15 protein-coding genes are annotated in these 16,902 nt (G+C 43.6%); 2 read left to right on the forward strand and 13 right to left on the reverse strand.

Annotated elements, in window-relative coordinates:
* Positions 1-9: 9 nt before the first annotated feature.
* Together pgeF and rluD are read right to left on the reverse strand one after the other, a co-directional pair.
* Positions 10-741, reverse strand: a complete 732-nt coding sequence (gene pgeF, locus A3774_RS02580; RefSeq protein ID WP_067862738.1) for a peptidoglycan editing factor PgeF — start codon at positions 739-741, stop codon at positions 10-12.
* Positions 742-747: 6 nt separating this feature from the next.
* Positions 748-1,716 (reverse strand): 23S rRNA pseudouridine(1911/1915/1917) synthase RluD, encoded by a 969-nt coding sequence (gene rluD, locus A3774_RS02585; protein ID WP_067862740.1) that lies wholly within the window; start codon positions 1,714-1,716, stop codon positions 748-750.
* A 155-nt stretch (positions 1,717-1,871) separates the two neighbouring features.
* Here rluD and A3774_RS02590 point away from each other — a divergent pair, with 155 nt between their 5' ends.
* Positions 1,872-2,792: an outer membrane protein assembly factor BamD gene (locus A3774_RS02590; protein ID WP_331709314.1), complete on the forward strand. Its 921-nt coding sequence runs from the start codon at positions 1,872-1,874 to the stop codon at positions 2,790-2,792.
* Positions 2,793-2,918: 126 nt separating this feature from the next.
* Positions 2,919-3,752 (forward strand): ammonia-dependent NAD(+) synthetase, encoded by an 834-nt coding sequence (nadE, locus tag A3774_RS02595; protein WP_067862744.1) that lies wholly within the window; start codon positions 2,919-2,921, stop codon positions 3,750-3,752.
* A gap of 104 nt (positions 3,753-3,856) precedes the next feature.
* On the opposite strand, the gene thiO is transcribed toward nadE, so the two are convergent.
* The 11 genes from thiO to ileS all read right to left on the reverse strand — a co-directional run bounded on the left by thiO (position 3,857) and on the right by ileS (position 16,901).
* A complete protein-coding gene (thiO, locus tag A3774_RS02600; RefSeq protein WP_067862746.1) occupies positions 3,857-4,942 on the reverse strand; it encodes a glycine oxidase ThiO in 1,086 nt (361 codons plus the stop codon).
* Between the two features lie 77 nt (positions 4,943-5,019).
* A complete protein-coding gene (locus A3774_RS17110; RefSeq protein ID WP_067862748.1) occupies positions 5,020-5,574 on the reverse strand; it encodes a GspH/FimT family protein in 555 nt (184 codons plus the stop codon).
* Positions 5,575-5,625: 51 nt separating this feature from the next.
* Complete coding sequence (locus A3774_RS17115; RefSeq protein WP_067862750.1) at positions 5,626-6,018, reverse strand: type IV pilin protein; 393 nt, start codon at positions 6,016-6,018, stop codon at positions 5,626-5,628.
* The gene (locus A3774_RS02615) at positions 6,018-10,562 is read right to left on the reverse strand and encodes a pilus assembly protein (protein WP_067862755.1); all 4,545 of its coding nucleotides are present in this window, start codon (positions 10,560-10,562) and stop codon (positions 6,018-6,020) included. The genes A3774_RS17115 and A3774_RS02615 overlap by 1 nt, the downstream gene beginning before the upstream one ends.
* 31 nt (positions 10,563-10,593) lie before the next feature.
* Complete coding sequence (locus A3774_RS02620) at positions 10,594-11,037, reverse strand: pilus assembly PilX family protein (protein WP_067862757.1); 444 nt, start codon at positions 11,035-11,037, stop codon at positions 10,594-10,596.
* Complete coding sequence (locus A3774_RS02625) at positions 11,034-11,993, reverse strand: PilW family protein (RefSeq protein WP_067862759.1); 960 nt, start codon at positions 11,991-11,993, stop codon at positions 11,034-11,036. The genes A3774_RS02620 and A3774_RS02625 overlap by 4 nt, the downstream gene beginning before the upstream one ends.
* Positions 11,994-11,996: 3 nt before the next feature.
* Positions 11,997-12,443 carry a type IV pilus modification protein PilV gene (gene pilV / locus A3774_RS02630; RefSeq protein ID WP_067862761.1) on the reverse strand — a complete coding sequence of 149 codons (447 nt, stop codon included), beginning with the start codon at positions 12,441-12,443 and terminating at the stop codon, positions 11,997-11,999.
* Positions 12,440-12,946 (reverse strand): GspH/FimT family pseudopilin, encoded by a 507-nt coding sequence (locus A3774_RS02635; RefSeq protein ID WP_067862763.1) that lies wholly within the window; start codon positions 12,944-12,946, stop codon positions 12,440-12,442. The genes pilV and A3774_RS02635 overlap by 4 nt, the downstream gene beginning before the upstream one ends.
* 164 nt (positions 12,947-13,110) lie before the next feature.
* Positions 13,111-13,539, reverse strand: a complete 429-nt coding sequence (locus A3774_RS02640) for an FKBP-type peptidyl-prolyl cis-trans isomerase (protein ID WP_067862766.1) — start codon at positions 13,537-13,539, stop codon at positions 13,111-13,113.
* Positions 13,540-14,082 carry a signal peptidase II gene (lspA, locus tag A3774_RS02645; RefSeq protein WP_067862768.1) on the reverse strand — a complete coding sequence of 181 codons (543 nt, stop codon included), beginning with the start codon at positions 14,080-14,082 and terminating at the stop codon, positions 13,540-13,542.
* The gene (ileS, locus tag A3774_RS02650) at positions 14,082-16,901 is read right to left on the reverse strand and encodes an isoleucine--tRNA ligase (protein WP_067862770.1); all 2,820 of its coding nucleotides are present in this window, start codon (positions 16,899-16,901) and stop codon (positions 14,082-14,084) included. Before ileS ends, lspA begins: the two co-directional genes overlap by 1 nt.
* Between the last annotated feature and the right edge of the window lies 1 nt (position 16,902).

The raw sequence follows: 16,902 nt of genomic DNA on the forward strand, positions 1-16,902 counted from the left end.
AAACTTGAATTATTCAATCCAAATCAAACTGGCTAATCGTCCTGTTTCACCATCTCGACGATAGGAATAAAAACGTTCTGCATCTGAATAAGTGCAAAGAGAAGAGCTGGTGATATTAACAACACCTGCTTTTTTTAATCGCTGTGAAGCTAAAGAATAAATATCTGCTAAATACTTGTTATGGGTATCATCAATTTTAGAAAACGCAGATTCAGCTTCTAAACTAGAATCACAGAACTGCTCATACACCTCAGAACCTACCTCAAAGGCCTTAGGGCCAATAGCGGGCCCAAACCAAACATGCAGATCGGATGGATCTTGGAAAACTTTTAACGTATTTTCCAATACCCCATTTAGCAAACCTCTCCAACCTGCATGGGCAACAGCTACTTTACTGCCTGCTGAATTGGTAAAAAAAACCGGCAAACAATCCGCAGTCATAACAATACAAGCTAAGCCTAGCTCATCCGTCCAACAACCATCAGCTTCACGTCGAACCCCATCCCCACACGCTTGAATCAAATCGGTACCATGTACTTGTGATAACCACTGCGGGGGGATCGTTAAGTTCAGTTCAGCTATCAGTTTTTGACGATTGTCCTGTACATCAACAATCCGATCAGACACATGATCACCAAGATTCAATCCTTGATAAACGCCCTGACTAACACCATCTAAACGTGTTGTAGTTAGCGCATGAACCTTGGAGGGAGCTTGCCACTTAGCCGGTATAAATTTCACGTCCTATCAAATCTCATCATTCGATGCTTCTGCGTCAACGGTAAGCACATCCAGCAAATGTTTAAAGTCATCAGGAAGGTCCACCTCCCAAGAAACCAACTCACCACTATGTGGATGCCAAAGCTCCAGTTTTTTAGCATGTAAAGCTTGGCGTTTAAAATTCCGCAAGGTTTGCAGCATATCCTCACTACAACCTTTTGGGAGTCGAAAGCGACCACCATAAAGCTGATCACCCACAAGCGGGTAATTAATATGCGCCATATGCACACGGATCTGATGGGTACGCCCCGTTTCAAGTTTTAAACGAATATGTGTATGGGCACGTAACTTTTTCAATACGCGATAGTGAGTAACCGCTTCCTTACCTACACCGACCACCGCCATCTTCTGACGATGTTTAGAGTGGCGCCCCATAGGTTCATCAACCATACCACCACCCGTCATTACACCATTAACAACTGCTTCGTATTCACGCCCCATAGAGCGCTCTTGTAGCTGCGTAACTAATTCCGTTTGTGCCACGATTGTTTTAGCAACCACCATCAATCCTGTTGTATCCATATCAAGTCGATGAACAATACCTGCTCTAGGGACTTGAGCTATCTCTGGACAATGGTAGAGCAATGCATTTAATAACGTACCGTCTCGATGTCCAACGGCAGGGTGAACCACTAAACCTGCAGGCTTATTGACGATCAGAATATGCTCATCTTCATAAACAATATCAAGCGGTATATTTTGCGGTTTATGATCTTCGATCATCTCAAGTTCAGCATCAATAGCGACAATTTCGCCACCAAACAATTTATCACGAGGGCGCTTTACGTCCCCATCAACAGTTAGCGAGCCGTCTTTAATCCAGCCTTGTAGGCGAGAACGAGAGTAATCTGGAAATAGCTGGGCTACAGCTTGATCAAGTCGCTTACCAACGAGATCATTTCCCACTTGTGCTTGGAGTTGTATTTGATCAGACATCAGAACCTAGCAGAACTTTCTTAATTGTTAGGCCTGAGTGTGTTAACAGGCCCAACCAGTTGTGGTTAAATAGGCCGTTGAATTGCTTATAGCCTCTTTGTGCCCAGTATAACCGTTCGGGCCCGAGACTACACTGGGATTAATAAAAGATGCGAATGACCAAATTACTTATTATTGCTTTGTTCTGTTTTATGACAACGGCATGCTCATGGTTTGAAGATATCCAAGAGATACCGGATATCCCCGAACAACAGCTTTATAAAGAAGCTATGTCTGCTATGGATCAACAGAACTACGATCTAGCAATTGAGAAACTGCAACTGCTGGAAGCTCGCTATCCCTTCGGACGGTTTTCAGAACAAGCTCAGCTAGAATTGATCTACGCTTACCATAACAGCTACGAACCTGAAGCTGCACGCGCTGCCGCGGATCGATTTATTCGCTTACATCCAAACCATGAAAATATTGATTACGCTTACTACCTCAAAGGCCTGACTTCCTTTGAACAAGACATCTCATGGATCACACAATATTTACCTATCGATGAGACACAACGAGACCCAGGCGCCGCGCTTGATTCTTTTGAAAGCTTCTCAACGCTGGTTAACCGCTACCCTGATAGCCAATATGCTCCTGACTCACAGAAACGTATGGTCTATCTAAAAAACCGTTTGGCCGCCTATGAGGTGCATGTAGCTCGTTACTATATCCAACGTGAAGCCTTTGTCGCTGCAATCAATCGTGGCCGCTATGTTATTGAAAACATGCAAGAAACCCCTGCGGTTCCTGATGCTCTTGCCGTCATGATAGAAGCCTATACTCATTTAGGGCAGCAAGACTTAGCAGCAGATACCCAATCGGTCTTAGCTAAAAACTTCCCAGAATATCAATACACTCCTGTCTACAAAGGAGAAAAAACCTTATTTGATGCCGCAACCTTCGACCTTTTCAGTGACGCTAAAGAAGCCCCTGTAGCTACACCTATTAGGATGAGCCAAGAGGCACCAAAGCCTGAACGTGGTATTTTTAGCACTATCACATTTGGCGTCTTCGATGATGAAGACGAAAGTAACTAACTCATAACAAAGGCACCTTAGGGTGCCTTTTTTAATGGCTAAATACTAAAACATAATTTACCTACAACACCCAATTCAAGTAGCATAATCATATTGAAAGCGTTCAACTAAGCAGAGAGACTTACAATGCAGGCCGAAACCATTATTCAAGAGATGAAAGTTTTAGCGGAAGTTGACCCTACAACAGAAATCACGCGTAGAACTGCATTTATAAAAAAAACGCTAAAAAGATCTAAGCTCAAAAGCCTAGTATTAGGCATCAGTGGTGGTGTGGATTCATCCACCTGTGGCCGACTTGCCCAACTTGCAGTAGATGAACTCAACGCAGAAAGTAACAGCAATGAATATAGTTTTATTGCTATGCGCTTACCATTTGGCAGTCAACATGACGAAGATGATGCTCAGATGGCTCTCGACTTTATTCAGCCCACACAGCGCATTACTGTCAACGTAAAACCTGGCGTTGAAGGCATTCATAGCGAAGTATGCACGTCCCTTAATACTGTCGGTTTAAATAGAGCCTCAGAAGCTGCAGTAGATTTTGCGAAAGGCAATGTAAAAGCCCGAGCACGTATGGTTGCCCAGTATGAAGTAGCCGGCATAGTAGGTGCCTTAGTACTTGGTACAGATCATTCGGCCGAGAATCTAACTGGCTTTTATACAAAATGGGGTGATGGTGCCTGCGATTTAGCTCCGCTCTTTGGACTGAGCAAACGTCAAGTCCGTTTATTGGCAAAAACACTCGGCGCACCAATGGAATTGGTAGACAAAACACCAACAGCAGACCTAGAGTGCTTAACGCCACAAAAAGCAGATGAACACGCGCTCGGCCTTAGCTATGATGAAATAGACGATTTTCTAGAAGGCAAGCCCGTTTCTAAGGAGATCGTGCAACGTATTATCGATATCTATATAAAAACTGAACACAAACGCGCACCCATTCCAACCATCTACGATTAGGCTGACAACAGGGTAAGCTCTCTTTAACAAGAGCTCACCCGTGAACAGAATGGTACTGAATCTCTATCGGAGGTGAACCTTCTTCCAAAGCCTTATCTTAGAATTTATCGATCCACTCGATAAGGGTTGGCGGGGATGATCGTCTCCTGCCCCAATAAAATATCCACAAGCAAACGTGTAGATGCTGGCGCCAACACTAAACCATTTCTATATTGGCCGGCATTTAGATACAGGTTTTCAAATTCAGGAACTAAACCTATATAAGGTATTCCTTCTGGCGATCCCGGACGCAGGCCTGACCAATGGTGTTCCACTTTATAATTTTCTAACTCAGGAATAATACCTAAAGCGGTTTCATAAAGTGAGCTAGCCGCCTCTTCGGTGGTCTGCTTATTAAATCCAAAATGCTCAAGCGTACTACCCACCAATACTCGCCCATCATTCCTCGGAATAACATAACGCCCACCTTTAAGAACGACGCGATTAACTAAGCCAGGAACCGCTTTAAACAACATCATCTGCCCATGAACAGGTTCAATGGGAAGACTTTTCCCTACCAGCTGGAGCAGATCAGCACTCCAAGCTCCCGCAGCTATAATTATATTATCGCCACGAACTTCTCCCTGATTTGTTTTAATACCTAAAACTCGATTTCCAGCGGTTAAGAAGCTTTCCACCTCATGATGCTCAAGCACAGTTACTTTAGGGTTTTTTACCAAACTTTCTCGTAGCGAACGACCTAATCGAGGATTTCGAATACTACAAACTTCAGGCATCCATAAGGCATTATCAACGTCTTTAGCTACATGGGGCTCTTTTTGATAAACAAAAGAGGCATCCACTTCCCGAAGTGGGCGATGGAACTTTTTCGCCCAAACAAGGGCCTCTTGATGATCTTCAACATCAACCATAAACATCCCTTTCTGGCGAAGCTCAGGGTCACAACCAGTTTCTTCAAGTAGATCTTGAGATAGATGTATATAACTACTTTGCGACCATGTAGCGAGCTGAGTAACAGCATCGGGATATCGCCAAGGGTACAGCGGAGAAACAATTCCTCCTCCCGCCCAAGAAGCTTCTTTTGCACAGGCTTTACGATCTACGATGGTTACTTCCGCACCTGACTGCGCCAACTCACGCGTCAACATCATGCCGATCACACCACCACCGATAATTAGAAAGTCAGACATATATAATTCCAACACATTAGAAATGGGCTATATTGTGCCGGTAAGCCAGCGTAGATACCATGAACAAGATCATTTTATTATAAAGTTTTATTACGTAAACGACCTGTCATTGAAAGAACTAACTCCGCCGAAAGCTCGCCTGTATCATCAACTATACTGAAAGTTCCATTATATCCTGGACTACTTCCATCAGATTGAAAAACAACCTTTTCTCCATTATTCCATGAAACTTCATTATGAGCTGAAAACGGAATAACTTTAAGAACACTGTCAGTTAAAGGGTTCCATGTCCCGTCGCTATCCTCATCAATATATACAAGCATTCCTGCCGGCCATATCAGTGAACCACTTCCGCTGTCACCCGTACAATTACTGTCCCCATCCCAACGACAAACAATGACCTCTTTGCGTGCGGTCAGAGCCAACATCCGTGCAAAAGAAAGGCCTCCTCGAATAGAAGACACATCTGCATCAACCTGCACTCTTGATAGTACTGCAGAGAAGCTAGGCACACCCACAAACAAGACGATTGAGAGCAAGGCTAACGCCAATAACAACTCAATAAGAGAAAAACCTTTTGAAAAACCAATAGGTAACAGCCAGCACCGACCGGAAGAGTATCCTTTTTCCATATATCCCCCCGCAATCCATTGCAGGTTGGTAAATTAAATTATTAGATTTTCCTACCAACAGTCAGATTCAGCTGCAGTTTTTTGTCCTATATGATTAATAGAAATATCACCACAACGATCACCCGCCATACCGTTCTTAGGTCGAGCTCTAATAGTATAAGTAGTAGCCGTTTGTACAGTCAGAGCAAGATCATAGAACTTATCATCACCATCCTTCGGTGTCTCATTATAAGGAAGAGAAGCCCCGGCATAAGTACCATCCTCCGTATACTCCCGTTCCATATGCTGAGACAACGACAAAAGATTCGCTTGTGCGTCAACCCTACGCCCTTCTGCAACACTTTCTTGATAGCTAGGGTAAGCTATCGATGCCAAAATACCGATAATCGCTACAACAATCATTAATTCTAATAAAGAAAAGCCCTGCTCACGTTTCCTTTGCATCACCTTACCTCTCTCCATCCTTTTCGCCCTTGGCTAAATGCCCCATTAAATTCAGGACAGGTAATACCAGTACTACTACTATTACTGAGACAAGCCCTTATAGTTGTCGAAGAACTATCATCTGGCGGTATTTCGTTAACAAAAGATCCATCTCCTAGGTTAGCAAACCCTCCACCTTGGAGCATTAAGCCAGACCCGATCTGATTCTCAACAATTGGATTCCCATCTTCATCCGTAGTAGGTACGGCGACTAAATCAGAGGCGGTAAAGTTTCCATCCTCGTCATAATCAAATGTGGTGCTATTCAATGCTCCACCTGTTTCATAATCTAGCGCCATAATCCAGCTACTCCCCCCTGCCAAACATGGGTCCGAGGAAGGTATCTTGGTTGCGACAATCATTTGACCTATTCTTAACACCGGTCGAGTATCAACCAATTCACCTATTCCACCGGGGCCTCCCTGTACTGCACTCCATGCCAGATCTAAGTACCACCCTTTATCGGACGACTGCAACTCATTATCAGTTGTCACTCTAGCCCCGTTAGCCCCAATATAACCTTCAAACAGTATTTCTTGTTGTAAAAGCTGGGTTCGATCACTGATAACTGCACCCGTATCTAATACCCCATATAAAGATTGTACTTGAGGTGTGGCATTTATCTGGTTGTCGCCACTCAGATAATAACTACCCGTACCAAACAACACCATATGGCGCCCTTTGCTATCAAATGCAGTATTTACCGGCCCTGTAATCGGCTGACGTATTCCCGATGCATCTTTAGCAACAAAAAATGGGACAGGAGTTACGCCACTATGCAAAGAAGTCGGTGACGACCAGCTGGCAGGTAATGAGCTAGTAATATCGAAACGCCAAACATTACCCAAAGTATCTCCTACGATAATTCGGTCAGCTATTTTATCTCTATTTAAATCGACAATGGCTGGCTGACCCAGTCCGCCAGTAGTCGGCACAACAATATCTCGAATGATAGAACCATCTGCAATATTTAAAACCCATATGTGCCCCTCTGACGCGCCATGAGAAAAGCCGCTTGTCACAATCACACCAAACTTGCCATTATGTAAAGGTGCAATGTAAGGCTGCTGGATCAAAGCCCCCATATCCTCATGAGAAAACTCCCATAAAACCTCATCTTTAGTCATGTTTTCGGGATCACTAACATCTAATAAAGATACTCCAGACCCACCAGCTCCAGGCGTTACAGCAACCACAGATTTCCAACCAGAACTAATTCCCGTTGGCACATCCACAGGATCAAACCATGCATCAAACACTCGAGGAATACCATCAACATAATAACGATGGCTGTACTCTGGATAGACTAACTCATACAAATTACTAAATACGCCTGATGGCACATAAGCAAAGAGTTCTTTCCCGCCATCAGCCCCTAAGGATGCGTCGAATACATGAAGCATCCCATCATTCGCACCCACCAAAATAATAGGTGGTTTCGCAATATAAGTAGCTGATTGTCGATAACTGAGGTAATCACTGCCTACAGACGCAGGAAAAGGCGTTCCTAACGCGCTATAGCCATAGTTATTTTTATTAACGTACTGAGGTGAAGAATTTACGATATCGCCCAAACGACTGCTACGCTGGCGAAAAGGGTTAGATGTATTAATATTCGTCTGCTCTAGTGTACGACTTCCGCGTAAATAATCTAATCGTTGCTGAGCAACAGCTTCTGTAGTTAAAGGGCCGCTCGCTGGCGTCACCTGCAGCATTTCTTTCTGCTCAGCAGATAAACTACTCCATTTAAATTCTACCCCTCCAGAATTTAAGGTAACGCCTGTTAAGGCGTCTTTAGCTGCATAAGTACTGGTAAATATTTTCCGACTGCTTAGATCAGCTTCAGGAATAGCATCCATTATGGCTGCTGCACTCCACGTATCAGCAGTATCCAATACGCCTGTAGAACTGATGCCTCGGGCAACTAAGTCACCTGACCATAAAGTAGTATCCATAAGCGCATTGAATAATGCCGAGTCAGTACCTAAACGCGAGGTATTCGCTGTCAAAGCAGAAGCGGCACCACGAACAGATGCAGAGATTGAAGCAAAGGCTTCGGTTAAGCCATCCACCATTTTCTGCGCATCACCTGCAGTATAATAAGTATCCGTTCTTTTATAATCGCTACCCGAGTTAGGATCCAAAATATCTGTATTTGTATGCCACCACCACTCTGGCAACTGATCAACTCTCGAGTATGGATTACCTAAACTCTGCTCGTCACATTCAGTCCCCACCGGCGTATAGGTTGATATTGCACAACTAGGGTGTTTGCGTACTTCAAACCCTCCATATTTAGCTGTTAGCCAAAATTGGTTATCCCTTTTATCTTGAAGAACCTGCCCTTCCAGCACATCTACCCAGTAGGTCTGAACGGTTTGGGTGCCTGCAAAATCATCTCGAATATCTGAAGTATTGGCATCGTAGGCAAGACCTGCCATAAATGCCGAGTTATTACGTCCAGAATAACTACCTGCCCCTGTATCAATACTAATACCTTCCAAATCAGCTATAAGATCTGTGGCAGTTCGTACATTAACTGTAGTGTCACTGCTAACTTCTGCGGGTTTTGTTGGCTCATTCGTGCTTGAAGTATTACCAGGCAAGTTTTTGTCCCTATGAGTGTTCACATCACCAATTCCCAATACCACGTTTTTCTGACAAGCGTATTGAATTGGGTCATCCCAACTTCTAACTACCGGAAAATTATCTACCCACTGCGAGATTGTTCCAGTGCTAGGTGAAGAGTTATGAGCAGGGGATTTAGAATAATATGCCGCAACATTTGATTGATTTTTATAATAACGCAACGCGGTGTAATACAGCTCACTAACAGGGTCGATACTTTTAAAAGAATTAGAATTAAGCTGACCAAACTTATTAATATAATTGATCACACCGCTATCATTAATGGTCACCCCATAATAACCAGCGGCATCGCTCGCATCACTCGCATCAGGATTTTGAATTAAAATACCGGTACTTTCATCCCACTCTTTATTTGGATTCGCTATTAACCCAGAACTAGGATCTAATTGCTCAGGCCCAACAAACTTTTGCTTAGCCCTCAATACACCGCCGTCTCGCAGGCCGTTATCATCATTTAAATAGCCAAATACACTATAACGTACATTATCGGAATAGCGTTGAATTAGCCCTTCAGGCTTCCAGTTCGAACCATACAGCCGACAGTTATCTTCAACACCTACGGCAGGATCGCATACTTTAACGCGTACGCTAGTTTCAAAACGATCACCAGATATAGCATGGTAAGCAATACCACCGCCTCCATCACTCTCAACAATACTTAAATCATCAATAAAATAATCAGAACCACCATGAATAAATAAATAGTTAAAATCTGAATGGGATGAGGATGAGCTGCTGGTGACGCTTCCTAACTCTGTACCGCCTTCATTATAAACGGTTAATTTAAACTTATTCCCCGATACAGATTCAAAAACAAAACTATACCAACTCCCTGTTGGCCGACTAATCGAAACACTACTACCTAACGTATTAGTACTAACTGATGAACCACTTTTTGTACGCTTTTCAACCTTTATCGAACCACCAGACACTGAAAAACCATAGCCGTTACCATTACTATCTGACAAAGCTAATCGATCTGACCCCCCATTTGTTGGGCCACCAACAGGTCGATAGATCCTCCCAGTAAAGACAAAATTATCATAATCAACAGTACCTGCATCAACGACCTTTATCCTCGCGCCATTTGGATCACTATTTGTTCTTTTCTTAAGGGAAAAACCTCCCGCCTCATAGGAATACTCGGAACTACGTTCAACCGTACCTGAACCAAATTGAGTCATAGATATAGAGCCAAAGTCAGTATCACTAAAGACCGGGGCATCTACTCCTGGAGCTGTGTTTGAAAACCCGTGTCCATTAGGTAACTGAAAATCCATTTTATTACCTTCACCGTTCACATAGGTCGTGATACTTGAAGTAGAAAATGGCGTAGCATTATTAACAACCGCTGCACCTGAAATCGTTCTAGTTGGGAAAAGGCTACCTTGTCCCGTATGGCGTGCTTTTTCAATCCATGTCTCTGTTACGGTATCTTTAACTCGATACCCACCAGTTAACGCCCAACGAAATGGGTCAATTGTTGAGGTCGCAGCCCAATTTAGATAGTTTCCGCTCCAGACATCCCCTGGACAGGTATAATCTGCGCTAACACTAACGGGATAAAAATGTCTCTCTGATTCTGTTGCACTGTACTCATACCCATAGCACTTATTTGAATCAAAATATCCTACGCTTTTAACCGTCTCATCATAGTTCCCTAAGTTAGCAACACTCATTACTGTCGGGTACTCAACAGATGGTGTCAGGGCTAAATTGCCTGGAACATTACCTTCACCCAAAAAAAGCGGGGTTTGGGCAACGGTATCAGCGCCGCTATTAGCAGAAAACAAAATACCAGTAGAAACAAGCACAGAGACTAACCAACAGGGGCTTGTATGTATAATTTTTTTCATTGAAAAGTCTCCTATAGCAGAGTTAATACTCTTACTCTTCCACTACATAAATTGATTCAAGTCGAACATCTGACTGTCCAGTAAAACCGGCTGATGATGCTGTTACCCTAATTACAGCTCCAGAGGGCTCTGCATCTATACCTGTACTCACATAAATTTCTGCTAACAACTCAGCATTCCACGTTGGTATAGCCGCTGACGAAAATGATGAAGCATAAACACCATTAATAGACGTATCTTCATCCAATGTATCATTAAAGTAATCAGTACGCGCTTGCCGCTCTCCATCCCTCAACGCAGCCTCAGCTGCATTAAAAGCAGAATAGTGATCCCGCAAATTACCCGACATTTTTTCTTGCATGGTCGTCCCTTGCATAGAACTCACACCGATCAAAGACAAGATCAATAAAAATATTAGCGCTATAACTAAGACAGCGCCCTTTTCATTAACTTTATTCTGGCACTGAGGCTTCATCTTAAACGGTTCCTTAATGCAATGGTTGTAGAGAACTGATGCGATATATTTTGATCACCATCGACATCTATAGTTACCCTAACAGCAACTACATCATCCCAATCCCCAGCGGCTTGAACCTGAGTAGCCGTATTAGAGTAATCCAACGTAGACCCTGCACCTGAAGCAATACCATAAGTGATAGTCAAATCACTGACACCTTCAACCAACTCTTGATCATTAGGAGCACCATTATCATAACTAATACTTCGTAAAGCACTTGACGAGGTCAAACCTGAACCTATATAAAAAAGCGTGCTAGAGAACAGTGAAATACTCGTACCTCCTCCAGCAAGATATGCATGACTTAATGGCTTCGCGGCGACTGATTGGTTATTAATTGTTTGTCCTGCGGTGCCTCGCTGCAGATCAGCAGTATCACTCGCTGCAGTATTTTGGAACATATCACAACCCGCTGCATCAGACATTACTAATATTGCACCAGGCGTTTCTCCTCCAACGGTAATAAATGTACTATCTGTAGCATCAACATTAACTGAAAGCACAGCTCCTGCATCCTCCGCCGCATGCTTAACCAGTATAAGATCAGTGCCTGCTACATAGTCGGTCAAATCCCCAACAAAAAATTCTCCGGTGGGGTCATCCCAGCCTTTGATGGGATCATTAATATCATAAGCATCAGCTTTATAATCCGAATCACTCGTATCAATAATATCAAGGGCATCAACGAAACAATTGCCTTTGTAACCCGTATTACGAACATCTTGAGCGATCAACTCTAAAGCAAAACGACCATTCTCTTGCACGCGTGATAACGCCTCATTAGAATTAAAACTCCGAGAGCTCCCCATAAATACAGAAATAACACCGCCAATGAGAAATAAGCCTAAGACCAAGGCGATCATCAGCTCAATTAAACTAAAACCTTTTTCTAGCGGCCTATCCTTTACCAACATGAACTAAAACTCCATTCGATAATTAAAGCTCGTCACAGTAGCATCATCAGCATCGCTAGCAGCACGAATTCTCGCTCTATTATCATTCCATTGTATAGTGATGGATGCTTGATTCGCCGTCGAGCCACTAACTATAACAACCTGCCCTACAGCGCCAGAACCAAGCCGATCTACTACCCGCGCATCCCACTCAGCTCGATCACCCGCTTGACCATCGTCGTAATCCCCATCCTCAGCCGACTCAGGAGCTGCTCGAATTCTATCGGCTAAATCATAAGCCAAAAATGTCGCCTGTGATCGATAGTACGAACCATTGTTACTTTTTAACGCAACCGTCTGTAAAGCCGCTACCGACAATAATCCAATAGAAATAATTACCACAGCAATTAAAACTTCAATCAGCGTTGTACCTTGCTGTTTCTTTTGTAAATAATTTTGGCCATGCATCATGGACAACTATCCCCCGGACTAATCTCTTGTACAGCCGTACGCCCAGTTACATTAGTGGACAAACACCGGTGATCTGTATCATTCTGAATCCGCAAAGCTCCTGTAACCTCTCCTCGCCCCAAACGGTCAAACACAAAACCATTCGCTGCACCAGAAGCAACTAGATTAATGCTATCCCAAATACGTATTACAGTTACATCGGCAGCCGTCTCTAAATCTGCACCCTGCTGTGTAACAACCATCCACCCACGACTCCAATCAGCACCGAACTCACAAGCTGTGAATGCAAGATTAGATCGACAGGCAGCCGCAGTTTCTCGCCGAGTCAAAGCCTCTGAACGCGCAAGCTGAATAGCAGAATTTAAACTATGAGTGGCTGCCCGAAGTCTGGATGACTCGGTAATTGAATTATAGCTAGGTACACCAAGACCGAGAATGATCCCTAATATCACTATAGCGATCATCAACTCTAATAAGGTGAAGCCTTTTTCCCGTTCAGACATTACCTACATCCAGTAAATAAAAATTCTCTTATATACCTAAGATTAGTCTTTTAGGGAAACATACGCCATACAAACATGTGAGGGGGTCTTTAAAGAAGCATAGACCTAAGATTATCAAAATACAAAAAACCCGAATAATTTTATTCGGGCGGCATGTTTATCGCTTAGCTCACTTGGAGTATTTCTACTTCAAAATCGAGCTGTTTCCCTGCTAATGGATGATTAAAATCAACCGCTACCATCTTATCGTCAAATTCCGATATTACTCCAGGTAGTTCTCCGTTTCCAGCATCTGAAAAAGAGATAACTAGACCTAGCTCAAGTTCCACATCCTTAAACTGCGAACGGGGAACATTATGAATATTACTAGGGTTTGGCATACCAAAACCATTTTCTGGCAAAATCTTTAATGTTTGCTTAGTGCCTTCTTCTAAGCCAAACAAAGCTTTTTCGAAGCCTTCAAGCAAATTACCATCACCTACAGTAAATGTGGCAGGCTCTTTATCAAACGTGGAGTCCACAATCTGCCCATCTGCCAACTTAATAGCAAAGTTCAAGGTAACGGTTTTTCCAGGGCCTATTAATTTACTCATTTATGTCGTCTCTTTTGAGGAGGTGCGTTTAGCTTCTAGAAAAAGTATATCGATTATCAAGACAACAGCACCTAAAGTGATAGCTGAGTCCGCTAAGTTAAACGCAGGAAAATAATAACTCTGATAGTGCAACGAGATAAAATCGATCACATATCCTTGTACAACGCGATCATAAAGATTCCCAAGTGCACCACCTAAAATCATAGATAAGGCAAAACCCAACCACCACTGCTTACGCTCAATACGACGTAACCAGATCACAATTACGATGCTGACAAGCACAGCAATAAATGCGAATAACCAGCGCTGCCAACCACCCGCATCGGACAAAAAACTAAACGCCGCTCCTTTGTTATATAGCAAGGTCAAATCAAATACTGGCAGTAGAAAATTAGGGTCTGCATAATCGAGATAACGCTCCGCCAACTGCTTAGTGCCCAGATCAAGCACAATCACCAATAATGCTAGCCACCCCCATATGAGACAGCTTTTTTGAGCACGGTTTGACGATGCAGCCGGCACATCCGCTTTAGAGTCAGTCATTAAGCAAAACTACGGCGTTCGCCGTCACCGTGAACATTTTCAACACAGCGACCACACAATTCAGGTTCATCTGCATTCTGACCAACATCTTCACGATAGTGCCAGCAACGAGGGCACTTATCAGCGCTACTTTTAACAACTTCAAGTTGCAAACCAGACAGCTCTGTTTGCTGAGCATCAACCGCATCAGCCAGTGGTGCTATATGAGCTTGTGAAGTAATCAAGACAAAACGTAATTCATCTTCTAACTTAGCAAGTGTTTGCAGTAGGTTGTCATCACAATACAATGTCACTTCTGCCTCTAGGCTACCACCAACATTACCAGCATTACGCTGCTCTTCTAGCTGTTTATTCACCGCATCTTTAACCGCCATAACCTGTTCCCAGTACGCGCTATCGAATGGGCTGCTATCAGGTAGCTTAGTCAAACCTTGGTACCAAGTATCCAAATGCACTGATTCTGCTCGATCACCAGCCAAGGTTGTCCAGATCTCTTCTGCAGTAAAACTACAGATAGGGGCAATCCAACGTACTAGCGCTTCAACTATGTGATACAGCGCAGTTTGTGCTGATTTACGTGCAGCAGAATTTGTCGCAGCAGTATATTGACGGTCTTTAATAATATCGAGATAGAACCCACCCATGTCCTGAGAACAAAAATGAGAGATCTTCTGGAATACGAGCAAAAACTCATATTGATCATAATGACCTAACAGCTCGTCCTGTAAACGTGCTGCACGATCTACAGCCCATGCATCTAAAGCCACCATCTTTTCAGTTGGCACCATATCTGTTTCGGGATTGAAACCGTTCAGGTTAGCAAGGAAAAAGCGCGCAGTGTTACGAATGCGACGATAGGCATCAGCGGCACGCTTCAAAATATCATCAGAGCAGGTCATCTCACCACTATAGTCAGTGGAAGCAACCCAAAGGCGAAGAATATCAGCACCGTACTTATTCATTACTTCTTGTGGAGCAACAACATTACCCACAGATTTAGACATCTTGCGGCCTTGCCCATCAACCGTAAAACCGTGAGTAAGTACTTGCTTATAGGGAGCACAACCTTTGATTGCAATGCCGGTTTTCAAAGAAGATTGGAACCAACCACGATGCTGATCGGAGCCCTCCAAGTACATATCAGCGGGAAAAGTAAGCTCATCCCGTTGATCGATAACTGAGTAGTGGGTAACGCCCGAGTCAAACCAAACATCTAGGGTATCGGTTACTTTCTCATACTGATCCGCCTCATCACCTAACAGCTCAGCTGCATCGAGATCAAACCAGGCATCAATACCTTCCTGCTCTACACGAAGAGCAACTTGTTCAATTAGCTCAGCTGTATTTGGATGTAACTGCTGTGTTTCCTTGTGTATAAACAAAGCAATTGGCACGCCCCAAGTACGCTGACGTGAAACACACCAATCAGGGCTTTGCTCTACCATAGACTCTATACGATTTTGTCCCCACTCTGGGAACCACTCAACACCTTTAATCGCATCTAACGCAGCGGCTTTAAGACCATTTTTTTCCATGCTGATAAACCACTGGGGAGTTGCACGGTAGATCAACGGTGTTTTTGTACGCCAGCAGTGTGGATAACTATGTTGGAATTTATGCTCAAGTACCAACTTGCCTTTCTCTTGCAGAAGCGCAACAACCTTATCATCAACTTTGTAAACATGTTCACCAGCAAAGACGCCCGCACCTTCACCTAAAACACCAGCAGCATTGACTAGGTTTAATGTACCTATGCCATATTTACGACCTACTTCAAAATCTTCTACACCATGATCTGGTGCGGTATGCACTGCACCCGTACCCGCATCAAGAGTGACATGCTCACCTAAGATGATCGGCACTTGGCGGCCAGCGAATGGATGTTCCAATGCTATATTTTCGAGTGCAGCGCCCTGGCAGCGGCCGACAATTGCGTAATCATCCACCCCATAACGAACCATCACGTCTTTCACTAGGCCTTCAGCTAGAAGAATACGTTCCTGCCCCTGACCTAGATCCAATTGAACAAGGACATAATCTAATTCAGCATTTAAGGAGACTGCCTGGTTAGACGGCAAAGTCCAAGGTGTCGTTGTCCAGATCACAACCGATACATCACCCGCACCTGACTCAGCATCATTAAACCTGGCAACAAACGCAGCTTGATCGACTGGCGAAAAGCGTACATCGATCGCGGTAGACGTTTTATCTTGGTATTCCACTTCAGCCTCAGCCAATGCAGAACCACCTACCACACTCCAGTAAACCGGTTTAAAACCTTTAACAAGATGTCCATTTTCAACAATTTTACCTAGCGCACGGATAATGTTCGCTTCAGTATCAAAATTCATTGTTAAATAAGGATTATCCCAATCGCCCTGCACTCCCAAGCGAATAAAGTCTTTCTTCTGACCTTCAACTTGCTTACGCGCATATTCACGACATTTCTGACGGAACTCTTTATGGGAAACTTTTACACCCGCCTTACCAACTTTGGTTTCTACCTTGTGTTCTATCGGTAGACCATGACAATCCCAACCAGGGATATAAGGCGCATCAAAGCCACTCATTGTTTTGGATTTGATAATAATATCTTTAAGGATCTTATTAACCGAATGACCAATATGGATATTACCATTTGCGTACGGAGGTCCATCATGCAGGATAAATTTATTACGGCCTGCACTAGCCTCACGAATTTTCTGGTACAGATCCATTTTCTGCCAACCCTTGAGCATTTCAGGCTCGCGTTGAGCTAAATTGCCACGCATAGGGAAAGGAGTTTCAGGAAGGTTTAGCGTTGCTTTGTAATCGGTCATG

The sequence above is a fragment of the Neptuniibacter marinus genome (assembly GCF_001597725.1).
Taxonomy (GTDB): domain Bacteria; phylum Pseudomonadota; class Gammaproteobacteria; order Pseudomonadales; family Balneatricaceae; genus Neptuniibacter; species Neptuniibacter marinus.